Genomic DNA, 16,479 nt, shown 5'->3' with positions numbered 1-16,479 from the left:
TATCCTTAGCAGATTTAGAGTCACTTAAAAATTGGACTATGGATAATACCTATATACCACAAGAAGTTGAGGAACAAGCTCAACAGTATTGGCATAAAAAACAATCGTTTAATGTTTCAGAAGATTTAAACAGAGAGAAATTTTATTGTTTATCCATGTTTCCCTATCCGAGTGGAACATTGCACATGGGGCATGTTCGCAACTACACCATTGGAGACGTGATTGCTCGTTATCAGCGTGCTTTGGGCAAAAATGTGCTTCAACCTATAGGTTGGGATGCATTTGGTTTACCCGCTGAAAATGCGGCCATTAAAAATGGAATTCCACCTGCTGAATGGACTCGGAAAAATATTGAATCTATGAAAAAGCAATTTTTACGTCTAGGCAATGCTTATGATTGGAGACGTGAGATTTGTACTTGTTCACCTGAATATTATCGATGGGAACAATGGTTCTTCATTCGATTATTTGAAAAGGGTTTAGTCTACAAAAAAAATGCCGTAGTGAATTGGGATCCGGTAGATCAAACTGTTTTGGCAAATGAACAAGTCGTTGATGGACGCGGCTGGCGTTCAGGCGCGCTTGTTGAGCGAAAGGAAATTTCTCAATGGTTTATAAAAATCACGGCTTATGCTGATGAGTTACTCAGCTCACTGGATACATTGGACGAATGGCCGGCACAAGTAAAACAAATGCAACGTAATTGGATAGGTCGTTCCACAGGGACTGAAATTCATTTTAACGTTAATAATTATCCTAAACGCTTAAAAATATACACAACACGACCAGATACCTTAATGGGTGCAACCTATCTTGCCATAGCAACGGATCATCCCATTGCTAAAGAAGCAGCCAGTACCCGTAAAGAAGTCAAAGAATTCATTGACAGCTGCCAAGGCACCAAAATGGCTGAAGCGGAGCTTGCTACCATGGAAAAGCGAGGCGTGGCTACAGGCATGACAGCAATCCATCCCATAACCGGTGAAGAACTCCCTATATGGGTTGCAAATTTTGTACTCATGCAATACGGCTCCGGAGCAGTAATGTCAGTCCCAGCACACGACCAAAGAGACTGGGAATTTGCACGTAAATACCAACTACCCATTAAGGAAGTCATTAAACCTGCAAATGATACAAAACATGATTTCAATGCTTCTGCTTATACAGGAGAAGGTACATTGATTCATTCAGGCCAGTTCGATGGCTTAAGCTCTTCTCAAGCAGTAGAAACTATAACCAGCTACCTTGAAGAACATGATGTAGGTAAAGCAACGATTAACTACAGATTACGCGATTGGGGTGTATCGAGACAAAGATACTGGGGAACACCTATTCCCATGATTTTATGTGACCAATGCGGTACTGTTCCTGTTCCAGATGAAGAGCTTCCCGTCGTTCTTCCAGAAAACGTGACATTTACGGGAACCGGTTCACCATTAGCTCAATGCCCAGAATTCGTCAATGTAAGCTGTCCTAAATGCGGTCAGGATGCATATCGTGAAACGGATACCTTTGATACTTTTGTTGAGTCATCTTGGTATTATGCCCGTTTTGCATGTAAAGGCCAGGAAAACGCAATGCTTGATGATCGAGCAAAATACTGGACTCCTGTAGATCAATATGTCGGTGGCATTGAACATGCTGTGATGCATTTGCTTTATGCCCGTTTTTTTCATAAATTAATGCGTGATGAAGGCTTAGTAAATTCAGACGAGCCATTTAAAGCCCTCCTAACCCAAGGCATGGTTTTAAAAGACGGACATAAAATGTCTAAATCCGTAGGTAATGTCGTCGATCCAAACCACCTGATTGATACTTATGGTGCAGATACAGCACGATTATTTGTTATGTTTGCAGCCCCACCAGAGCAATCCTTGGAATGGTCAGATACTGCTGTGGAAGGCGCTCATCGTTTCTTAAAACGAATTTGGGCTTTTGCTTACCAGCACCAAAATATGTTCATTGAAGTCAATGACATCATCCTGAGTGGCAATGGGCATGTGAACTGGCAACAAGCCGAAAGCCGATTAAAAAAATCACGTCATGTCGTGCATCAAATTCTTGCACAAGCAACTCATGATTATGATCGAAATCAATTCAATACAGTAGTTTCAGGTTGTATGAAACTGTTTAACGAAATTTCCAATTACGCTATAGAAACTGAAGAAGATAAATTTTTTATTCATTCCAGTCTAAGTATTCTGTTGCGATTATTGGCTCCTATAACACCACATATTGCACATCACATCTGGCAACAATTAGGCTTTGAAAAAGCAATTATTGATGCGAATTGGCCCAGAGTAGATAAAGGTGCTTTAAAAACTGATGAAGTAGATTATGTGGTTCAGGTTAATGGAAAATTAAGAGCTCAATTTACCGCTAGCGTTGATGCTTCAGAAGAGGATTTAATTACTGCGGCAAAACAACATGCAAAAGATTTTCTTGCCGATAAAACAGTAAAAAAAGCGATCGTTGTAGCACACAGACAATTAATTAATTTGGTTGTTGGCTAATGAAGTATAATTACCCTGACTCTTCTAATGTCTCGTATCGACTTCAAGAACAACCTACGGGTCATCAGAGGCGACCAGCACGCTCATTTTCAGCTTTGCGTTGTACAGCCCCTTTTTTGCTCGTATTATTACTATCAGCTTGTGGTTTTCATCTGCGAGGAATAAGCACTGTACCCAGTTGGCTTAATAATGTAGCTATCATTTCTGAGAATAATGACAAGCAATTTATCTCAATATTAGAGTCTCGGCTCGAAGGAGCAAAAGTTCAAGTTAACCCAGATCCTTCGCGGGCACAATATTGGCTTATAGTTAATGAAGTGAACTTGCAGCAACAGATTATCAGTGTTGGAGCAAGCACAAATCCCAGGCAATATACTTTAACCCTAACTGTATTATTTGCACTGAAAACACGCGCAGGCCAGATTGTAGAAGTTCCTGGTCAAATAAATATTTCTCGTGAACTAACGCTGAATAATAATAGAATCCTTGGCTCTAAAGACGAAGAAAGTATTTTAATCGGTGAAATGAAACAAGATGCTGTGACTCAAATAATTTATCGACTTGGTCATGTACCCCCTCCCCCACTCAGATAAAAAGTAGTTTGGGGAGAAAAGAGTAGGTCACTCGGGAGGTATCTATGCAAATCAAACAGCAAATGCTTGCTCAGCAAGTTCAAAAAAAAATTGCACCGCTTTATATGATTATTGGGCAAGATAATTACTTGCTGGAAGACTCTTTAATTACCATAAAATCGGCAATTAAAAAAAATCATAATTATGACGAAAAAATCATATCCATCCAATCGGTCGAAGATTGGAATACTGTAAGAGAAGAAGCAAACAGTTATTCTTTATTTTCAGAGACAGTATTTTTAAATGTTTTCTATGAAAAAAAATCAATAGACGCTACTGGAAAAAAAATTCTAACTGAATACCTAAACTCGATTAATTCACGTTGCTTTATTGTTATTAGAGCACCCCATGTCCCTGCGAAGCAATTACAATGGTTATCCTCTCATGAACATGCCGTTCTTACAGTGGCCTACCCGCTTAATTCAGATGCAATCAAAAGTTGGATAGCCATACAATTAAAGAAAAACTCAATGAGCTATGATCCTCAAGTTCCTGATTTAATTCATCAATACACCCAAGGAAATATGTTGGCTTGTTCTCAAGTCATTGAAAAAATAGCATTATCTTGCACACCCGACTGTAAGGTAGATACGCAGCAAGTATTGGAACACTTATCCGATCAATGTGATCATGATCTTTTTGAATTAGTTGATGCATGTCTGCTTGGCCAAGGTGATAAAGCAATCCAGATTTTACGCCATGCTGCAAATAATAAGACAGAAGCAACTTTAGTCTTGTGGATGATCAGTCAAGAAATAAGATTAATCATGCAATTGTCCTATTTATTGGGACAAAATATTGATGCGCAAACTGCATGCAATCAATTGAAAATTTGGCCTAACCGCATTAACCTTTATAAAATATGTTGTAATCGTCTCAATAAAACCATGTTACAACAGCTCCATCGATACTGTTATTTTATTGACGAACGAATTAAATCGAATCTAAATACGCAAGTATGGAGCTCCTTAGAAAATGCTGCTCTATCACTCTGTTTAGGGAATTTAATAGGTGACACATGCACAGTATAGCTATTTTGGGCGGTACATTTGATCCCATACATAATGGTCATTTGCAAACGAGTATAGCGATACAAACACATTTTAAATTTGATTCCTTTGTTTTTCTTCCTTGTAAAACACCAACTATAAAACTCCCTACACTTGCCAATACTGTTCAAAGAGTCGAAATGATTAAACTGGCAATAAAAAATATACCGGATTTTAAGCTCGATTTACGTGAAGTAGAGCGTGATACCCCATCCTACATGGTTGAAACTTTGAAAAGTTTCAGGATGGAATACCCTAACTCGTCCATAGCTTTAATTATTGGGTATGATGCTTTTATCTCATTACCTCTTTGGTATGAGTGGGAGAAAATTATTACTCTAGCTAATTTACTAGTAATCAATAGATCTGAATTTACCAGTCATCCCATTCCAGAAATCATGAGCAATTTTTTGGAAAAATATAGCATTAAAAATAAAATTGAACTCTTAAACAATCAAGCTGGATGTGTGTTTTTATTTGACGCGGGAAATTACAAAATTTCTTCCACTTCAGTTCGTGAAGAAATAAAAAAGGGAGCTGATGTAAGCAACATGCTCCCTTATACAGTCTATGAATACATTAAGTCTCAGGGACTATATCAATAAGATTCAAGGATTCGTTTAGCGATACTGTTTGTTTTGCTTTATTAATAAGCCCTGGTAAGTAACCTGAAATCCAGTTAATAACAGGTAAAAGTTGATTATAAACTCTAGAAGTTTGAACATATTGCTGATATGGCAAAGAGGTCATGCTGAGCACGGAGAATATAAGTGAAAGAATAAAAACCCCGCGAGCAAAACCAAAAAGGCCACCTAAGACTTTATCCATAGCCCCTAGGCCACTACCCCTTAAAAAGAGGCCAAGTATCGCATTAGTGATACCACCAACGATTAGAACACCAAGAAGAACAATAACAAAACCAGCTATAGAACGAATTGATGGATCTTGTATATAAGGTTGTAGATAGGGATTAAGGGCATTTGAGTAGGTATAACCTGCCCATACGGCTAAAACCCATACTCCTAAGGCAATAAACTCTTTAATAAATCCCCTTAGTAAGCCGGTAATGGTGGATAAACCAATTATTATTATTAAAATAATATCAACCCATTGAAATTGCATTAGCTAACTCCGGTATTGACCACAAAACCATTCAACTGCATGGCACTTGCTAATTGATTTTTTAATTTCAGCACATCACTTTTAACCGGTGAATGTCCCGCATAGACTTTATAGACAGCACCTTGTCGTCCAGTGGTTTTGATATAATTTGCTTTATACCCTTTACTGTGTAGTTTATTAACTAAAGCTTGGGCATTAGTCACTTTTGAAAATGAAGCCAGCTGAACAGCATAAATATCCTTTTTATTCAAAAGACGTTTAGTATTTACATTTGCTTTAGCTACATACGGCTTACTTATCGGTTTTGCCTTTGCCTGTACAATGGGTCGAACAGGTTTAGCAGGGGTCGCTTTGACTTGTTTTTTGACAACATTTTTTGCTGCATTACTTAATGCCAATTCGATTGGTTTTGCTAGTGCATCAGTTTTAGGTGCTGACGTAGCTTTAGCAACAGGAACAGCAGCACCAACAGCAGCATTATCAGCTACCTGAATGGATTGAATAAAATCTTCTTTACCAAGATCAGAGCCTTTTTGCTCTAAATCAGGAGTTTCAATCCTGGCTACTTTTATAGTTTTAAACATCTCCTTTTCATTAGTCATCACTACATTAGGAGTTGCTGGTTTGGGAGGTAACTGCACATTAACACTAAAATTATTTTCAAGACGTTGGCTGGATTTCTTCATCATCGCAGGTAGAAAAATTGCCCCTAATGATAAAACAACAGCCACACCGACTAAACGATGTTTTAGCTTCTCATCAATTACTAATTTCATTGAATCTCCTATTAGCCATAACATGGCTCACAGTAAAAAAAGACCCATAAACAACAATTAAGTCACCAGGTTTAGCTTGTTTCAATGCAGTTTCAAAAGCTACAAGTGGGTTATTATAACAAATTTCCACAGGAATTTCTGCATCCTCAAAAAATGCAAGCAACAAATCCGCACTAGCAGCACGCTTGCTATCTAATTGTGCAGGATACCAACAATCAACGCAATCCTTTAATGGCATTATCAAACCCAAAATATCCTTATCTTTTAAAGCTGAGAATACAGCATGTACTTTTGCTTTTTTTAACGTGCATAAAGTATCAGCGAGCAACTTTACCGATTGAGGATTATGAGACACATCAAATAAAGTACTCACCGTGTCCTCATGCAACTGCAAACGCCCAGCAATAAAAATGCGCTGCATGGCAACTTGAAAATGAGTATTCGTCACCGGTATATCATGAGCTAGCAACAGGCAAGCAGTAACTGCGGCAGCTGCCGATTTCAATTGTATTGAGGGTTTAGGCAATCCATACACTGAAGTAAGTTGAAGTTTTTCGTCATAATGAATGCTCCAGACGGAGTCTTGTTCTTGAAGCGAAAACTCCTGTCCGAAAAAATAAGCAGGTGCTGCAAGTTGCTTTGCTACATCAGTTATTGATTTAGGTGGGTCAAAATCAGTGTAAATAAACGGTTTACCAGGACGGATAATCCCCGCTTTCTCATAACCAATCGCATCAAGCGTTGTACCTAAGTAGTCCTGATGGTCAAAATCTATTGTAGTAATTATAGATAATTCTGCATCAACAATATTAGTAGCATCCAAACGCCCCCCTAATCCAACTTCAAGAATAATAATATCTAAATCCATTTTTTTGAAATACCATAATGCTGCCAACGTAGTCATTTCAAAATAAGTTAGAAGGGTTTCTCCACGAGACTCCTCAATAATACTAAAAGCCTGACATAAATCATCATCAGAAATGGGAGTTAAATTCACACGAATACGTTCATTAAATTGAATAAGATGGGGTGAAGTGTAAGCGCCTACTTTATATCCAGCAGTATGATAAATCGTTTCGAGAGCAGTTACGGTTGAACCTTTTCCATTAGTACCCGCAACAGTAATAACTGGACAACCTGGAAGTTGAAGGCATAATTTTTGCGCAACTTCCTTAATGCGTGTTAAACCAAGCTGTATTTCTTGAGCATTTCTAGTTTCTAAATCATGTAACCATTCATCAACTGACCACCTGCGATACTCTTCTGGAGAAATAAATTGCTTCGTCGATACGGTGCTCAAATCTTCTTGTACACTTGGGTACACTCCAGTTTTATGCTCCGTATCAACGCGTCCCCCTCTCTCTACAGCGAGTTTCGTAAGAAGTCTAATACGATGCGACTTTGACAACTGAATCCCCTGCGTTTTTACGCGTTAATTTAGATATCAGCTCTGCAACAACTGGACGGATATCTTTTCGTTCGAGAATCATATCAATATGTCCATGTTCCAACAAAAATTCACTCCGTTGAAACCCTTCAGGCAAAGTTTGTCTTACTGTTTGTTCAATAACCCTTGGACCAGCGAAGCCAATTAATGCATTAGGTTCAGCAATAATCACGTCACCAAGACTAGCAAAGCTTGCAGAAACCCCACCCATTGTTGGATCAGTCAGAACCACAATAAAAGGAAGCCCTAGCTCTGAAAATTTTGCAAGAGCTGCTGAAGTTTTAGCCATTTGCATTAAAGAAAAAAGTCCTTCTTGCATGCGTGCTCCACCACTCGCAGTAAAACAGATATAGGCCCTTTGTTCTTTTGTTGCAACTTGAATTGCACGAACAAATTTCTCTCCTACTGTAGCCCCCATGGAGCCACCCATAAAATTGAATTCAAAAGAACCAACAACCACAGGCTGTTGCAACACAGTTCCCTTGACAATAATCAAAGCTTCTTTCTCACCCGTTGCTTTTTGAGCTTGTGAAATTCTGTCTTTATATTTTTTTGAGTCTTTAAATTTTAATCGGTCTTGAGGCTCTAATGATGCAGCGATTTCTTCTTGGCCACCTTCATCAAGAAATTGCTTAATTCGGACACGAGCTGATATCCTGTGATGAAAATTACAGGATGGACAGACCATTAAATTTCTTTCCAATTCAGTACTATAAAGAACTTCATTACATCCTGAACATTTAAGCCATAAACCTTCGGGAACTCCTTTTTTTTGAGAAGCATCCGTACTGACCCTTGAAGGCAATAGTTTTTTAAACCAACTCATAATTGGAACCTAATATTATAGAATCACAGTATTATACACAGAAAAAAATTTTCTTAAATCCATATCAAGTATAGCTTGCCTCTTTTATCACTTAGTCCAGATTACCATCAACTATGGATACATTTTTTGGTATCTCCTCTAACAACAAAGCAAAAACTCAAAATAATTGAAACAAAAACAAACTGAGCAAAAAATACAACTTATTAATTTTAATGTATAAATTTTCCATTTTTTTCAAAAAAAACGAGTATCAGCCTAAAGTTTTTCACATTATGTCCGATAACCTTCTTGCGTACGGTAAATTTGCAGGTGAAAAGGAATTTACCAAATAACAAATGTCCCAAACCAGGGATTCAGGTCTGAGGAGACTATAACTATGGCTCAAATTATCAACACCAACGTACCGTCGTTAATTGCTCAGCGTAACTTATCTAAATCAAGCGACGCGATGGCTACTGCGATACAAAGATTATCATCTGGTCTAAAAATTAATAGCGCTAAAGATGATGCTGCAGGGCTTGCAATTGCAACAAATATGACATCACAAATTCGCGGTATGGACCAAGCAGTGAAAAACGCTAATGATGGTATTTCACTAGCTCAGGTAGCTGAAGGTGCGATGCAAGAATCAACCGACCTCTTACAACGCATGAGAGAGTTAGCACTTCAATCTGCAAACGGAACTTATAGCCAAGCAAACCGTGAAGCATTACAGAATGAAGTAAACAACCTTTTGAGTGAGATGGACAATATCGCTTACAGCACTGAATTCAACAGCCAAACCATATTGAATGGATCCTATACAAATGCTTCGCTGCAAATAGGTGCTAATTCTGGTGAAACCATTTCATTTTCAATAAACAGTATTGCATCTGCAGATATAGGTCATATTGCTTATCAAACAGGAAGTACAGTAAGTGCCAACGCTGCAAGTGATATTACTATTGCTCTTGGCTCTGGTGCAGCAGTCAGTATCGGCTCTTCTGCAAACTTTGTCGGTGCAGCAACTGGTCAAGACAGCTCATCAGCTTTTGCCAAAGCAGAAGCACTTAATGCAGCAGGTATCTCTGGTTTAACAGTAACTGCTTCTACAAGTGGTAGTGCAACTGTTGGTGCTATCGGTGGTGCAGCCGGAGATACTTATAACCTGAGTATTAATGGTGTTAATATATTTATTAACCAAGATGTGTCCACTGCATTATCCAACAACGCGCTTTTGGATGCAATCAATGCATCAAGCGAACAAACTGGTGTTGTGGCTACACTCAACGGCGGTAGCATGACTTTAACTGCAGCTGATGGTAGAAACATTGCCGTCACAGAAAGTGGTACTGGATTTACTGCTGGTACTAACGGATTATCCGTCACAGGTGGTTCATTTGCTTCAACCCTACGCGGAAATATCACTATGAGCGCTGCTGAAGCGATTACTGTGGGTGGTACAACAGCAGATATCGGTTTAACCAGTATTAGTTTGGATACCAATGGGGTTAATACAGTTGATATCACTACCCAAGCTGGTGCAGAAAAAGCCATACTAAGAATTGGTGCAGCTCTGGACAGTATTACCACTAACCGTTCTTCATTAGGTGCTTTACAAAACCGACTTGATGCAACGGTAAATAACCTGCAAAACGTATCCGACAATATGTCTGCTGCACGCAGCCGTATTCAAGATACTGATTATGCAGCTGAAATGGCTAATTTAACTAAAAACCAAATCCTGCAACAAGCTGGAACAGCAATGTTGGCACAAGCAAATGCAATGCCACAATCTGTTCTTTCCTTGTTAGGATAGTTGTAAAAAAAGAAGTAAAAACCGAAATGCGGCATTTTGCCGCTTTCGGCTTATTTGTATCCCAATGATTAAAGGTAGCAATCAAGGGAAAGGAGTAAAAAATGACTATGGAATCGATTCCTCCAGCAAATAATAAATTGCTACAGACAGATTCAGTCAAATTAAAAGACAAAAACATTAAGCCTGTGACCAAATGCGCCACATCGGATCTTAATTTGGATACTGATTCGAAACAGGCCATTGATCATGCTACAGGCCTTCTGCAAACTATAGTCACTGATAAAATCTCGGCTAAGATAATTCGTAAAATACCCTCAGACGAGTATTTGCATTTACTGCACTTGCTTGATGGGATAATTAGTGGTTCTATAGATAAACATGTTTGATGCAATTTATGGATAAAACGTAATTTCGAAGGAAATTACCAAAACAAAAAAGGGAATGCTATGGGTCTATCAACGCCAGGTATTGGATCAGGTTTAGATATTAAATCAATGGTTGAGGGCCTGGTAAAAGCAGATCTCATGCCATTACAACTAAAGCACGATAAAAAACTTAATTCAGTTACTACCGAATTGTCTGCATTTGGACAATTAAAAAGTGCCATATCAACCTTTCAAGCAACACTTAATTCTCTATCTTTTGCTAGTGAATTTAATCAAATGAGCTGCTTAATCAATGAAACTGGATATGTTTCTGCATCCCTTACAGATACGGGGCAAGCAGTCGAAGGTTTATATCAAATACAAGTCCAACAATTAGCTCAAGCACAAAGTCTTGCCAGTGGTTATTTCGCCAACAGCAGTACTCCGGTAGGTAGTGGTAGTATTACCATTAACTTTGGCACATACAGCAATAACAATACAATATTCACACAAAATACAGCAGTTTCTCCAGTAACAATTAATATTGCTGCAGGAAACGACAGTCTGACTGCTGTTTGCGATGCAATTAATGCTGCAAATGGAGGTGTTACCGCATCGATTGTACAAGATAGTCTTGGATCAAGATTAACCCTAACCTCATCAGAAACAGGTGAAAATTACGCCATGCAAATTACAGGCAGCTTGACTGCTTTGAATTATGATCCTACTACAAGCAACACTTCATTAACCGAGACCATGGCGGCTCAAAATAGCCTAGTAAAAATTAATGGATTACTTTTAAATGAAAGCAGTAACCAAATTGAAGGTGCAATAACAGGAGTCACACTCGACTTACAACAAGCAGACCCAGCAACAACAGTCACTTTAACTCTAGAAAAAGATGTTGATCATGTAAAAGGTTTGATTAATGATTTCGTCAAAAAATATAATGATTTTATGAAATTCCTTACTAACTTAACTGGTTTTGATATGGAGACCAGAAAAAAGGGAGTGTTACAAGGTGACAGCAAGCTTAGAGAATTAAAAACTAACCTATATAACTTGGCTACCAACCCATTAACTTCGGTTGGACCAATTCAAAGTCTCGCCGACTTAGGTATTACCACGGATAAACATGGCCTGTTAGAAATTGACCCGGAAATGTTAGATGAAGCTATTGATAATAATTATCAATATATAGGTAACTTATTTGCAAAAAAAATTACAGCTACCGATCCAAACATCAAAATCAATTCCATTGATACCGAAGTCGCAGCAGGATCATATGATGTTATATTAGGCGAATATACTCCTGGAGTGAGTATGTCTGGGACTATCGGTGGCATTTTAGCTACTTCAACAGATGGAATTACTCTAAATGGTACAGGAGATTTCAGTACCCTATCGATCGATGTACTCTCGGGACAAACTGGAGATAGAGGCCAAATTATCGTTAGCGATGGTCTCGCTTCAATGATTGATAGCTATTTAGATTCTCTAGTAGATGAAGATGGTGAAATTGAAGAACGGATAGATCGTTTAAATGACCAAGCAAAACAATTAGATGAAGTGCAAAAGCGTATTAATGATCGTAGCGTTATTCTAGAAAAAAGATATTATAAACAATGGAATGCGGTAGATCTCTTAATCTCACAGATGCAAAACACCAGTAATACGTTAACTCAAATCTTGTCGAACCTCCCCAAATTGAAAACCAAATAATTGGAGCATGATTGATGAAAAAACCCTATCAACAAGTTATAAATCAATACAAAACAATTGAACTGCAAACTCGTATTGATGCTGCCTCGCCTCATGAATTAATTAATCTGTTGTTACAGGGCGCACGAACTCATATTGCCACAGCGCAAGGCAATATTGATCGCAAAGAAATTCAAGAAAAGGGAGAGCATATTAGTAAAGCATTAAGTATTATTGAGGGTTTAAAAACCAGCTTAAACCGCGAGCAAGGTGGGCAGATAGCTGAGAACTTACTCCAATTATATGGTCATATTGAATTTTTGTTGTTAAAAGCCAATCTTAATAATGACAAAGAGCTGTTAGCACAATCCAATTCATTGCTTGCACAATTGCATGAAGCCTGGCAAAAGGTAAACCCCGATCATCTAGAATAGGGTTCATCGCACTCTTCTTAATTGTAGATACTGAACTTAATAAACACTGTAGCCTGGGTGTAGCGCAGCGAAACCCGGGAATGATGCACCACAGATTTCGGGTTTCGCTGCGCTACACCCAGGCTACAAAACACCACCAAGTCTCCCTCTTATCGAGCAAAACGCATTAGTATCAACATAAACTTGCAACCATTTCAATCAATGGTGGCAACCCACTCTTATACCTACAAAACTTTATTTTAAAAAATACTGCAGATTTGCAATTTTATGCTAGACTTTACCACGAGTGGTTGCTGTATATTCCACGTTCTGTTGTTTAAACATCAATCAAAGGAAGAATATTTAACATGGAACAATTAAAACATACCTTTTTAAAATCTACCCTTGCAGTTGCCTTATTCGCATCAAGCTCTGTGTTTGCAGCTGGTGTTACAAGTGGACAACTTGTCATAATTAATGGCCTTGGTAATGTAGACTCCACTTCAGGCAACGCTGGAAGTACAGCTTCAAGTATTTCTGTAGTAGTATCTGACAGTACAGGACCATGCTCAACTACTGCAACTGTTGCCTATAACGGTACAGTAACTGTCAAGTGGGCTGCTTCAAATACTCATAGCTCAACTTCTTGTACTGGTATTAGTTCAGTAGCAGTAACACCGATTAAAACAACAATCGGAACTATGTCAACTATCGTGTATGACTCTGTTACCACAACAACAGTCCCTGCAACTACAGCAACAGCTACATCCTTCACTCCTCCCACTACAGCTTATGCTAACTTAGCACTTATTGTCACTGGAACTGGAAACCCAAGCTCCGCTGTTACAGCATCGGCTACAGCATGGGGTGTAGGCGCAGCATCAGCTCCAGTTTTTGACACAGGTAATGGTGCTCTAACTACCGTGGGTGTTCCTGGTGCTTCAGGTACATATGGAGTCAGAGCAGAAGAAATTATGAGACACTTTGCAATTCTACCTTTCTTAGGTTAGCAATTAATTAAAAACACAGGTCCTCATATAATTGTTAGGTCAAACGCGCCAGCTCATTGACCCAAGAATTTACGAGGATTTGTGTTTTTTTAAGTAAAAAACACTTACCTCAAAAAGATGCAGACATCTTAGCGTTTTTAATCTTAAAAGCTTTTTTTCTTTTTTTCACTAAGGATTATCCTTATTATTTCTCCCTATTAACGTTAGCTCTATTTACTCAATATCCCTCCTTTTACTAAAATTTTATTGGCATCGAAATTGTGCTGAATAGCGTTTTTATTTTCGCATTCTAATCATTCAAAAGAGCTTAAAGTTATTTTTTAAAGTGCCGCTATAGAGAGTACAATGGCCAAAATTGAGATCATTTATGAAAATTATGATATCAATGACAGTCTCCATCGCTTTACTAACAGTCAGTCAACTTGCTTTTGCCTACACACGGTATGGTGAAACTTTATGTAATTCACCTGATTATTTCTGCATGAAAATTAAAAGTGGCGAAAGCTGGGAAAAACTTTTTCCTAATGCCGAAGAGCAAGATATGGTACGACGAATTAACCGCATGAATGTTTCATTGCGCCCTGGAATGACTATTGCTGTACCCAAAAACATCGATCGCTTAACCATCTATGATGTTTCCCCTTTCCCAAGATATATTGACTCTGCAGGAGAAAAGACAATTTATGTAAGTCAAAAAAAATTAGCTTGGGCTGCCTATGATCAAGATGGTGAATTACTCTGGTGGGGGCCTATTTCTTCGGGAATAGGAAAGTGTCCTGGAGTCATAGGTGGTTGTAGTACACCTACAGGTTCATTTCGCATTGTTCGTAAACAAGATATAGACTGCGTATCCACCGTATTTCCAAGAAGAGCTGATGGTAATGACGGCGGAGCTTTAATGCCCTATTGCATGCATTTTTTTAGAGGCTATGCATTACACGGGAGTTATGATGTACCAGGATTCAGAGCAAGTCATGGTTGTGTCAGGATGTTTATTGAAGATGCACGTTGGCTTAATGAAGAGTTTGTTGATCTGCCTGGTGATGGAATGAAAGGTACTCGCGTAATCATTGACCCTCCTGACGACCCAAACGAACAATAGACAAATTATAGACAACCTGTTAATATTTTATATGGTGAAATTTATATATTTGTGTGATAACGTTGCCGGTTGACTTTGTGATTTAAAAAACTGCATTTACAAATACGCGAGGTTTTAGCAAATCTAACCTACGGAGTTATCTCAGTTTTTATTCAAAATACATACTTTGCATACTCACAAAGTGAAATTTTAAAAGTACGCTATGGTCAGAAAAAACGTGCGGTTACGTAGGCTACATATGAGCATCTTTTTCAATTCAAGACTGCCTCAAAATAATTGGCCAAGTAATACTGAGCTCTAACCTTATGACCAAAGTTGTATAGGCAAAATCAATTCCATATAGATGAGTTAGATGAATTTGGAGAATGATAAAAGCATGGCACATTACAATACACGGTCCGAACCAGTAGTTAGTTTTGGGATGCAATCGATAATGCCTTGGATGGTATGGGGCTTGGGTTGTTTATTTTATTTTTATGAGTGTCTTTTGCAAGTTTCACCTAGCGTTATGAGTAACGAATTGATGAGGGATTTCTCCGTTACCAGCCAAACATTAGGAATTCTATCCGGGGTCTATTTCTATTCTTATGCTGCAATGCAATTACCTGGTGGCGTGTTAATGGACTATTTTGGTCCACATCGATTGTTAACTCTAGCGACTCTTGTTTGCGCTGTAAGCACCATTGCATTTGGGATGACCAATAGCTTTTTTATGGCCTGTGTAGCCCGATTAATGATAGGTTTTGGTTCGGCCTTTGCAGCTGTAGGTACTATGAAACTCGCTGCAAACTGGTTCCCAGCACAACGATTTGCCTTGCTTACTGGTCTCATGGTTACCATAGGGATGTTGGGGGCAATTGGTGGTGAAGCTCCTTTAGCAGTATTAATTGATAGCTTTGGTTGGCGTCACAGCATGCTCATTATGGGTACCATTGGTATTGTTCTTGCCATCTTATTGATTGTCATTGCTAAAGATACTCCTACGAATCATGAAATATCTCATCATCACCCTGTTGAAGAAGAACCTCTAATACCCAGTTTACTGACACTAATAAAAAGCAAGCAACTTTGGTTGGTTGCTTGCTATGGTGGACTAATGTATATGGCAACCCCAGTTTTTTGTGGCTTATGGGGTGTTCCCTTCCTAATGACTAAAATGGCGATCACCAAGACAACTGCGGCAAATTATATTTCTTTAGTTTTCATCGGTTGGGCAATTGCTAGCCCCTTATGGGGAATATTTTCGAATCGTATTGGTTTACGCAAACCCCCCATGTACATAGGATGTATCGGTGCACTTATCTGTTCTACGATTTTTATTTTTGCTCCAATTAATACTGCACTATATATGGAAATTTTGTTGTTTGCATTTGGTATATTTTCTGCAGGTTTTTTACCTGCGTTTACTGTAGCAAAAGAATTATGCAATAAAAAATATGTCGCTTCGGGTTTAAGCTTTATGAACATGATGAATATGATAGGTATTGCATTAGCACAACCACTTATTGGTTTCGTCCTTGATAGAATGTGGGAAGGAGAGCTGAATGGGAATGTTCGAGTATATCCATTGGAAGCTTACCATACCGGACTTGCTATTCTTCCTCTAGGGATGCTTATTGCCTTAATTATTTTACCAAAAATTAAAGAAACTTATTGCCAAAGTGTACATTAATGAAATAATACGAAACTTCCTGGGATTTAGTAGCCTGGGTGCAGCAAAGCGAA

General features: G+C 38.4%; 15 protein-coding genes. 11 read left to right on the top strand and 4 right to left on the bottom strand.

Annotation, left to right across the window (positions count from 1 at the left end; all coding sequences use genetic code 11):
• Positions 1-38 precede the first annotated feature (38 nt).
• From leuS to nadD, 4 genes are read left to right on the top strand one after another with little or no spacing between them, the layout of a single operon-like run.
• Positions 39-2,513, top strand: coding sequence for a leucine--tRNA ligase (leuS, locus tag Lstg_RS01140; RefSeq protein WP_058475974.1), 2,475 nt, complete (start codon positions 39-41; stop codon positions 2,511-2,513).
• The gene (locus tag Lstg_RS01135; protein ID WP_058475824.1) at positions 2,513-3,106 is read left to right on the top strand and encodes an LPS-assembly lipoprotein LptE; all 594 of its coding nucleotides are present in this window, start codon (positions 2,513-2,515) and stop codon (positions 3,104-3,106) included. The genes leuS and Lstg_RS01135 overlap by 1 nt, the downstream gene beginning before the upstream one ends.
• A 44-nt stretch (positions 3,107-3,150) precedes the next feature.
• Positions 3,151-4,176 carry a DNA polymerase III subunit delta gene (gene holA / locus Lstg_RS01130; protein WP_058475823.1) on the top strand — a complete coding sequence of 342 codons (1,026 nt, stop codon included), beginning with the start codon at positions 3,151-3,153 and terminating at the stop codon, positions 4,174-4,176.
• The gene (gene nadD, locus Lstg_RS01125) at positions 4,164-4,799 is read left to right on the top strand and encodes a nicotinate-nucleotide adenylyltransferase (RefSeq protein ID WP_058475822.1); all 636 of its coding nucleotides are present in this window, start codon (positions 4,164-4,166) and stop codon (positions 4,797-4,799) included. The genes holA and nadD overlap by 13 nt, the downstream gene beginning before the upstream one ends.
• Here nadD and Lstg_RS01120 read toward each other — a convergent pair.
• The 4 genes from Lstg_RS01120 to accD all read right to left on the bottom strand — a co-directional run bounded on the left by Lstg_RS01120 (position 4,774) and on the right by accD (position 8,365).
• Positions 4,774-5,316 carry a CvpA family protein gene (locus tag Lstg_RS01120; RefSeq protein WP_058475821.1) on the bottom strand — a complete coding sequence of 181 codons (543 nt, stop codon included), beginning with the start codon at positions 5,314-5,316 and terminating at the stop codon, positions 4,774-4,776. The genes nadD and Lstg_RS01120 overlap by 26 nt on opposite strands.
• Positions 5,316-6,092, bottom strand: a complete 777-nt coding sequence (locus tag Lstg_RS01115; protein WP_058475820.1) for an SPOR domain-containing protein — start codon at positions 6,090-6,092, stop codon at positions 5,316-5,318. Before Lstg_RS01115 ends, Lstg_RS01120 begins: the two co-directional genes overlap by 1 nt.
• Positions 6,076-7,365 carry a bifunctional tetrahydrofolate synthase/dihydrofolate synthase gene (gene folC, locus Lstg_RS01110; RefSeq protein ID WP_058475973.1) on the bottom strand — a complete coding sequence of 430 codons (1,290 nt, stop codon included), beginning with the start codon at positions 7,363-7,365 and terminating at the stop codon, positions 6,076-6,078. Before folC ends, Lstg_RS01115 begins: the two co-directional genes overlap by 17 nt.
• A gap of 112 nt (positions 7,366-7,477) precedes the next feature.
• On the bottom strand, positions 7,478-8,365 hold the full coding sequence (gene accD / locus Lstg_RS01105; RefSeq protein ID WP_058475819.1) for an acetyl-CoA carboxylase, carboxyltransferase subunit beta: 888 nt from the start codon (positions 8,363-8,365) through the stop codon (positions 7,478-7,480).
• A gap of 376 nt (positions 8,366-8,741) precedes the next feature.
• On the opposite strand from accD, the gene Lstg_RS01100 reads away from it, so the two are divergent.
• The 7 genes from Lstg_RS01100 to Lstg_RS01070 all read left to right on the top strand — a co-directional run bounded on the left by Lstg_RS01100 (position 8,742) and on the right by Lstg_RS01070 (position 16,426).
• Positions 8,742-10,163, top strand: coding sequence for a flagellin N-terminal helical domain-containing protein (locus tag Lstg_RS01100; RefSeq protein WP_058475818.1), 1,422 nt, complete (start codon positions 8,742-8,744; stop codon positions 10,161-10,163).
• Between the two features lie 101 nt (positions 10,164-10,264).
• Positions 10,265-10,549, top strand: coding sequence for a hypothetical protein (locus Lstg_RS01095; RefSeq protein ID WP_058475817.1), 285 nt, complete (start codon positions 10,265-10,267; stop codon positions 10,547-10,549).
• Positions 10,550-10,609: 60 nt separating this feature from the next.
• A complete protein-coding gene (fliD, locus tag Lstg_RS01090; RefSeq protein WP_058475816.1) occupies positions 10,610-12,250 on the top strand; it encodes a flagellar filament capping protein FliD in 1,641 nt (546 codons plus the stop codon).
• A 14-nt stretch (positions 12,251-12,264) separates the two neighbouring features.
• A complete protein-coding gene (gene fliS / locus Lstg_RS01085; RefSeq protein ID WP_058475815.1) occupies positions 12,265-12,663 on the top strand; it encodes a flagellar export chaperone FliS in 399 nt (132 codons plus the stop codon).
• 347 nt (positions 12,664-13,010) lie between these two features.
• Positions 13,011-13,652 carry a hypothetical protein gene (locus Lstg_RS01080; protein WP_058475814.1) on the top strand — a complete coding sequence of 214 codons (642 nt, stop codon included), beginning with the start codon at positions 13,011-13,013 and terminating at the stop codon, positions 13,650-13,652.
• Positions 13,653-14,019: 367 nt separating this feature from the next.
• Complete coding sequence (locus Lstg_RS01075) at positions 14,020-14,754, top strand: L,D-transpeptidase (RefSeq protein WP_058475813.1); 735 nt, start codon at positions 14,020-14,022, stop codon at positions 14,752-14,754.
• Positions 14,755-15,130: 376 nt separating this feature from the next.
• On the top strand, positions 15,131-16,426 hold the full coding sequence (locus Lstg_RS01070; RefSeq protein WP_058475972.1) for an MFS transporter: 1,296 nt from the start codon (positions 15,131-15,133) through the stop codon (positions 16,424-16,426).
• The last annotated feature ends 53 nt before the right edge of the window (positions 16,427-16,479 follow it).

It is taken from the genome of Legionella steigerwaltii (assembly GCF_001468065.1).
GTDB lineage: Bacteria > Pseudomonadota > Gammaproteobacteria > Legionellales > Legionellaceae > Legionella > Legionella steigerwaltii.
This window is presented reverse-complemented; position numbering and strand designations above follow the sequence as displayed.

Coding starts and splice junctions, on each gene's coding strand:
- Lstg_RS01075 (WP_058475813.1), top strand. CDS start 14,020: ATGAAAATTATGATATCAATGACAGTCTCCATCGCTTTACTAACAGTC.
- holA (WP_058475823.1), top strand. CDS start 3,151: ATGCAAATCAAACAGCAAATGCTTGCTCAGCAAGTTCAAAAAAAAATT.
- Lstg_RS01135 (WP_058475824.1), top strand. CDS start 2,513: ATGAAGTATAATTACCCTGACTCTTCTAATGTCTCGTATCGACTTCAA.
- leuS (WP_058475974.1), top strand. CDS start 39: ATGGATAATACCTATATACCACAAGAAGTTGAGGAACAAGCTCAACAG.
- Lstg_RS01120 (WP_058475821.1), bottom strand. CDS start 5,316: ATGCAATTTCAATGGGTTGATATTATTTTAATAATAATAATTGGTTTA.
- Lstg_RS01095 (WP_058475817.1), top strand. CDS start 10,265: ATGACTATGGAATCGATTCCTCCAGCAAATAATAAATTGCTACAGACA.
- accD (WP_058475819.1), bottom strand. CDS start 8,365: ATGAGTTGGTTTAAAAAACTATTGCCTTCAAGGGTCAGTACGGATGCT.
- Lstg_RS01080 (WP_058475814.1), top strand. CDS start 13,011: ATGGAACAATTAAAACATACCTTTTTAAAATCTACCCTTGCAGTTGCC.
- Lstg_RS01115 (WP_058475820.1), bottom strand. CDS start 6,092: ATGAAATTAGTAATTGATGAGAAGCTAAAACATCGTTTAGTCGGTGTG.
- fliD (WP_058475816.1), top strand. CDS start 10,610: ATGGGTCTATCAACGCCAGGTATTGGATCAGGTTTAGATATTAAATCA.
- Lstg_RS01070 (WP_058475972.1), top strand. CDS start 15,131: ATGGCACATTACAATACACGGTCCGAACCAGTAGTTAGTTTTGGGATG.
- nadD (WP_058475822.1), top strand. CDS start 4,164: ATGCACAGTATAGCTATTTTGGGCGGTACATTTGATCCCATACATAAT.
- fliS (WP_058475815.1), top strand. CDS start 12,265: ATGAAAAAACCCTATCAACAAGTTATAAATCAATACAAAACAATTGAA.
- Lstg_RS01100 (WP_058475818.1), top strand. CDS start 8,742: ATGGCTCAAATTATCAACACCAACGTACCGTCGTTAATTGCTCAGCGT.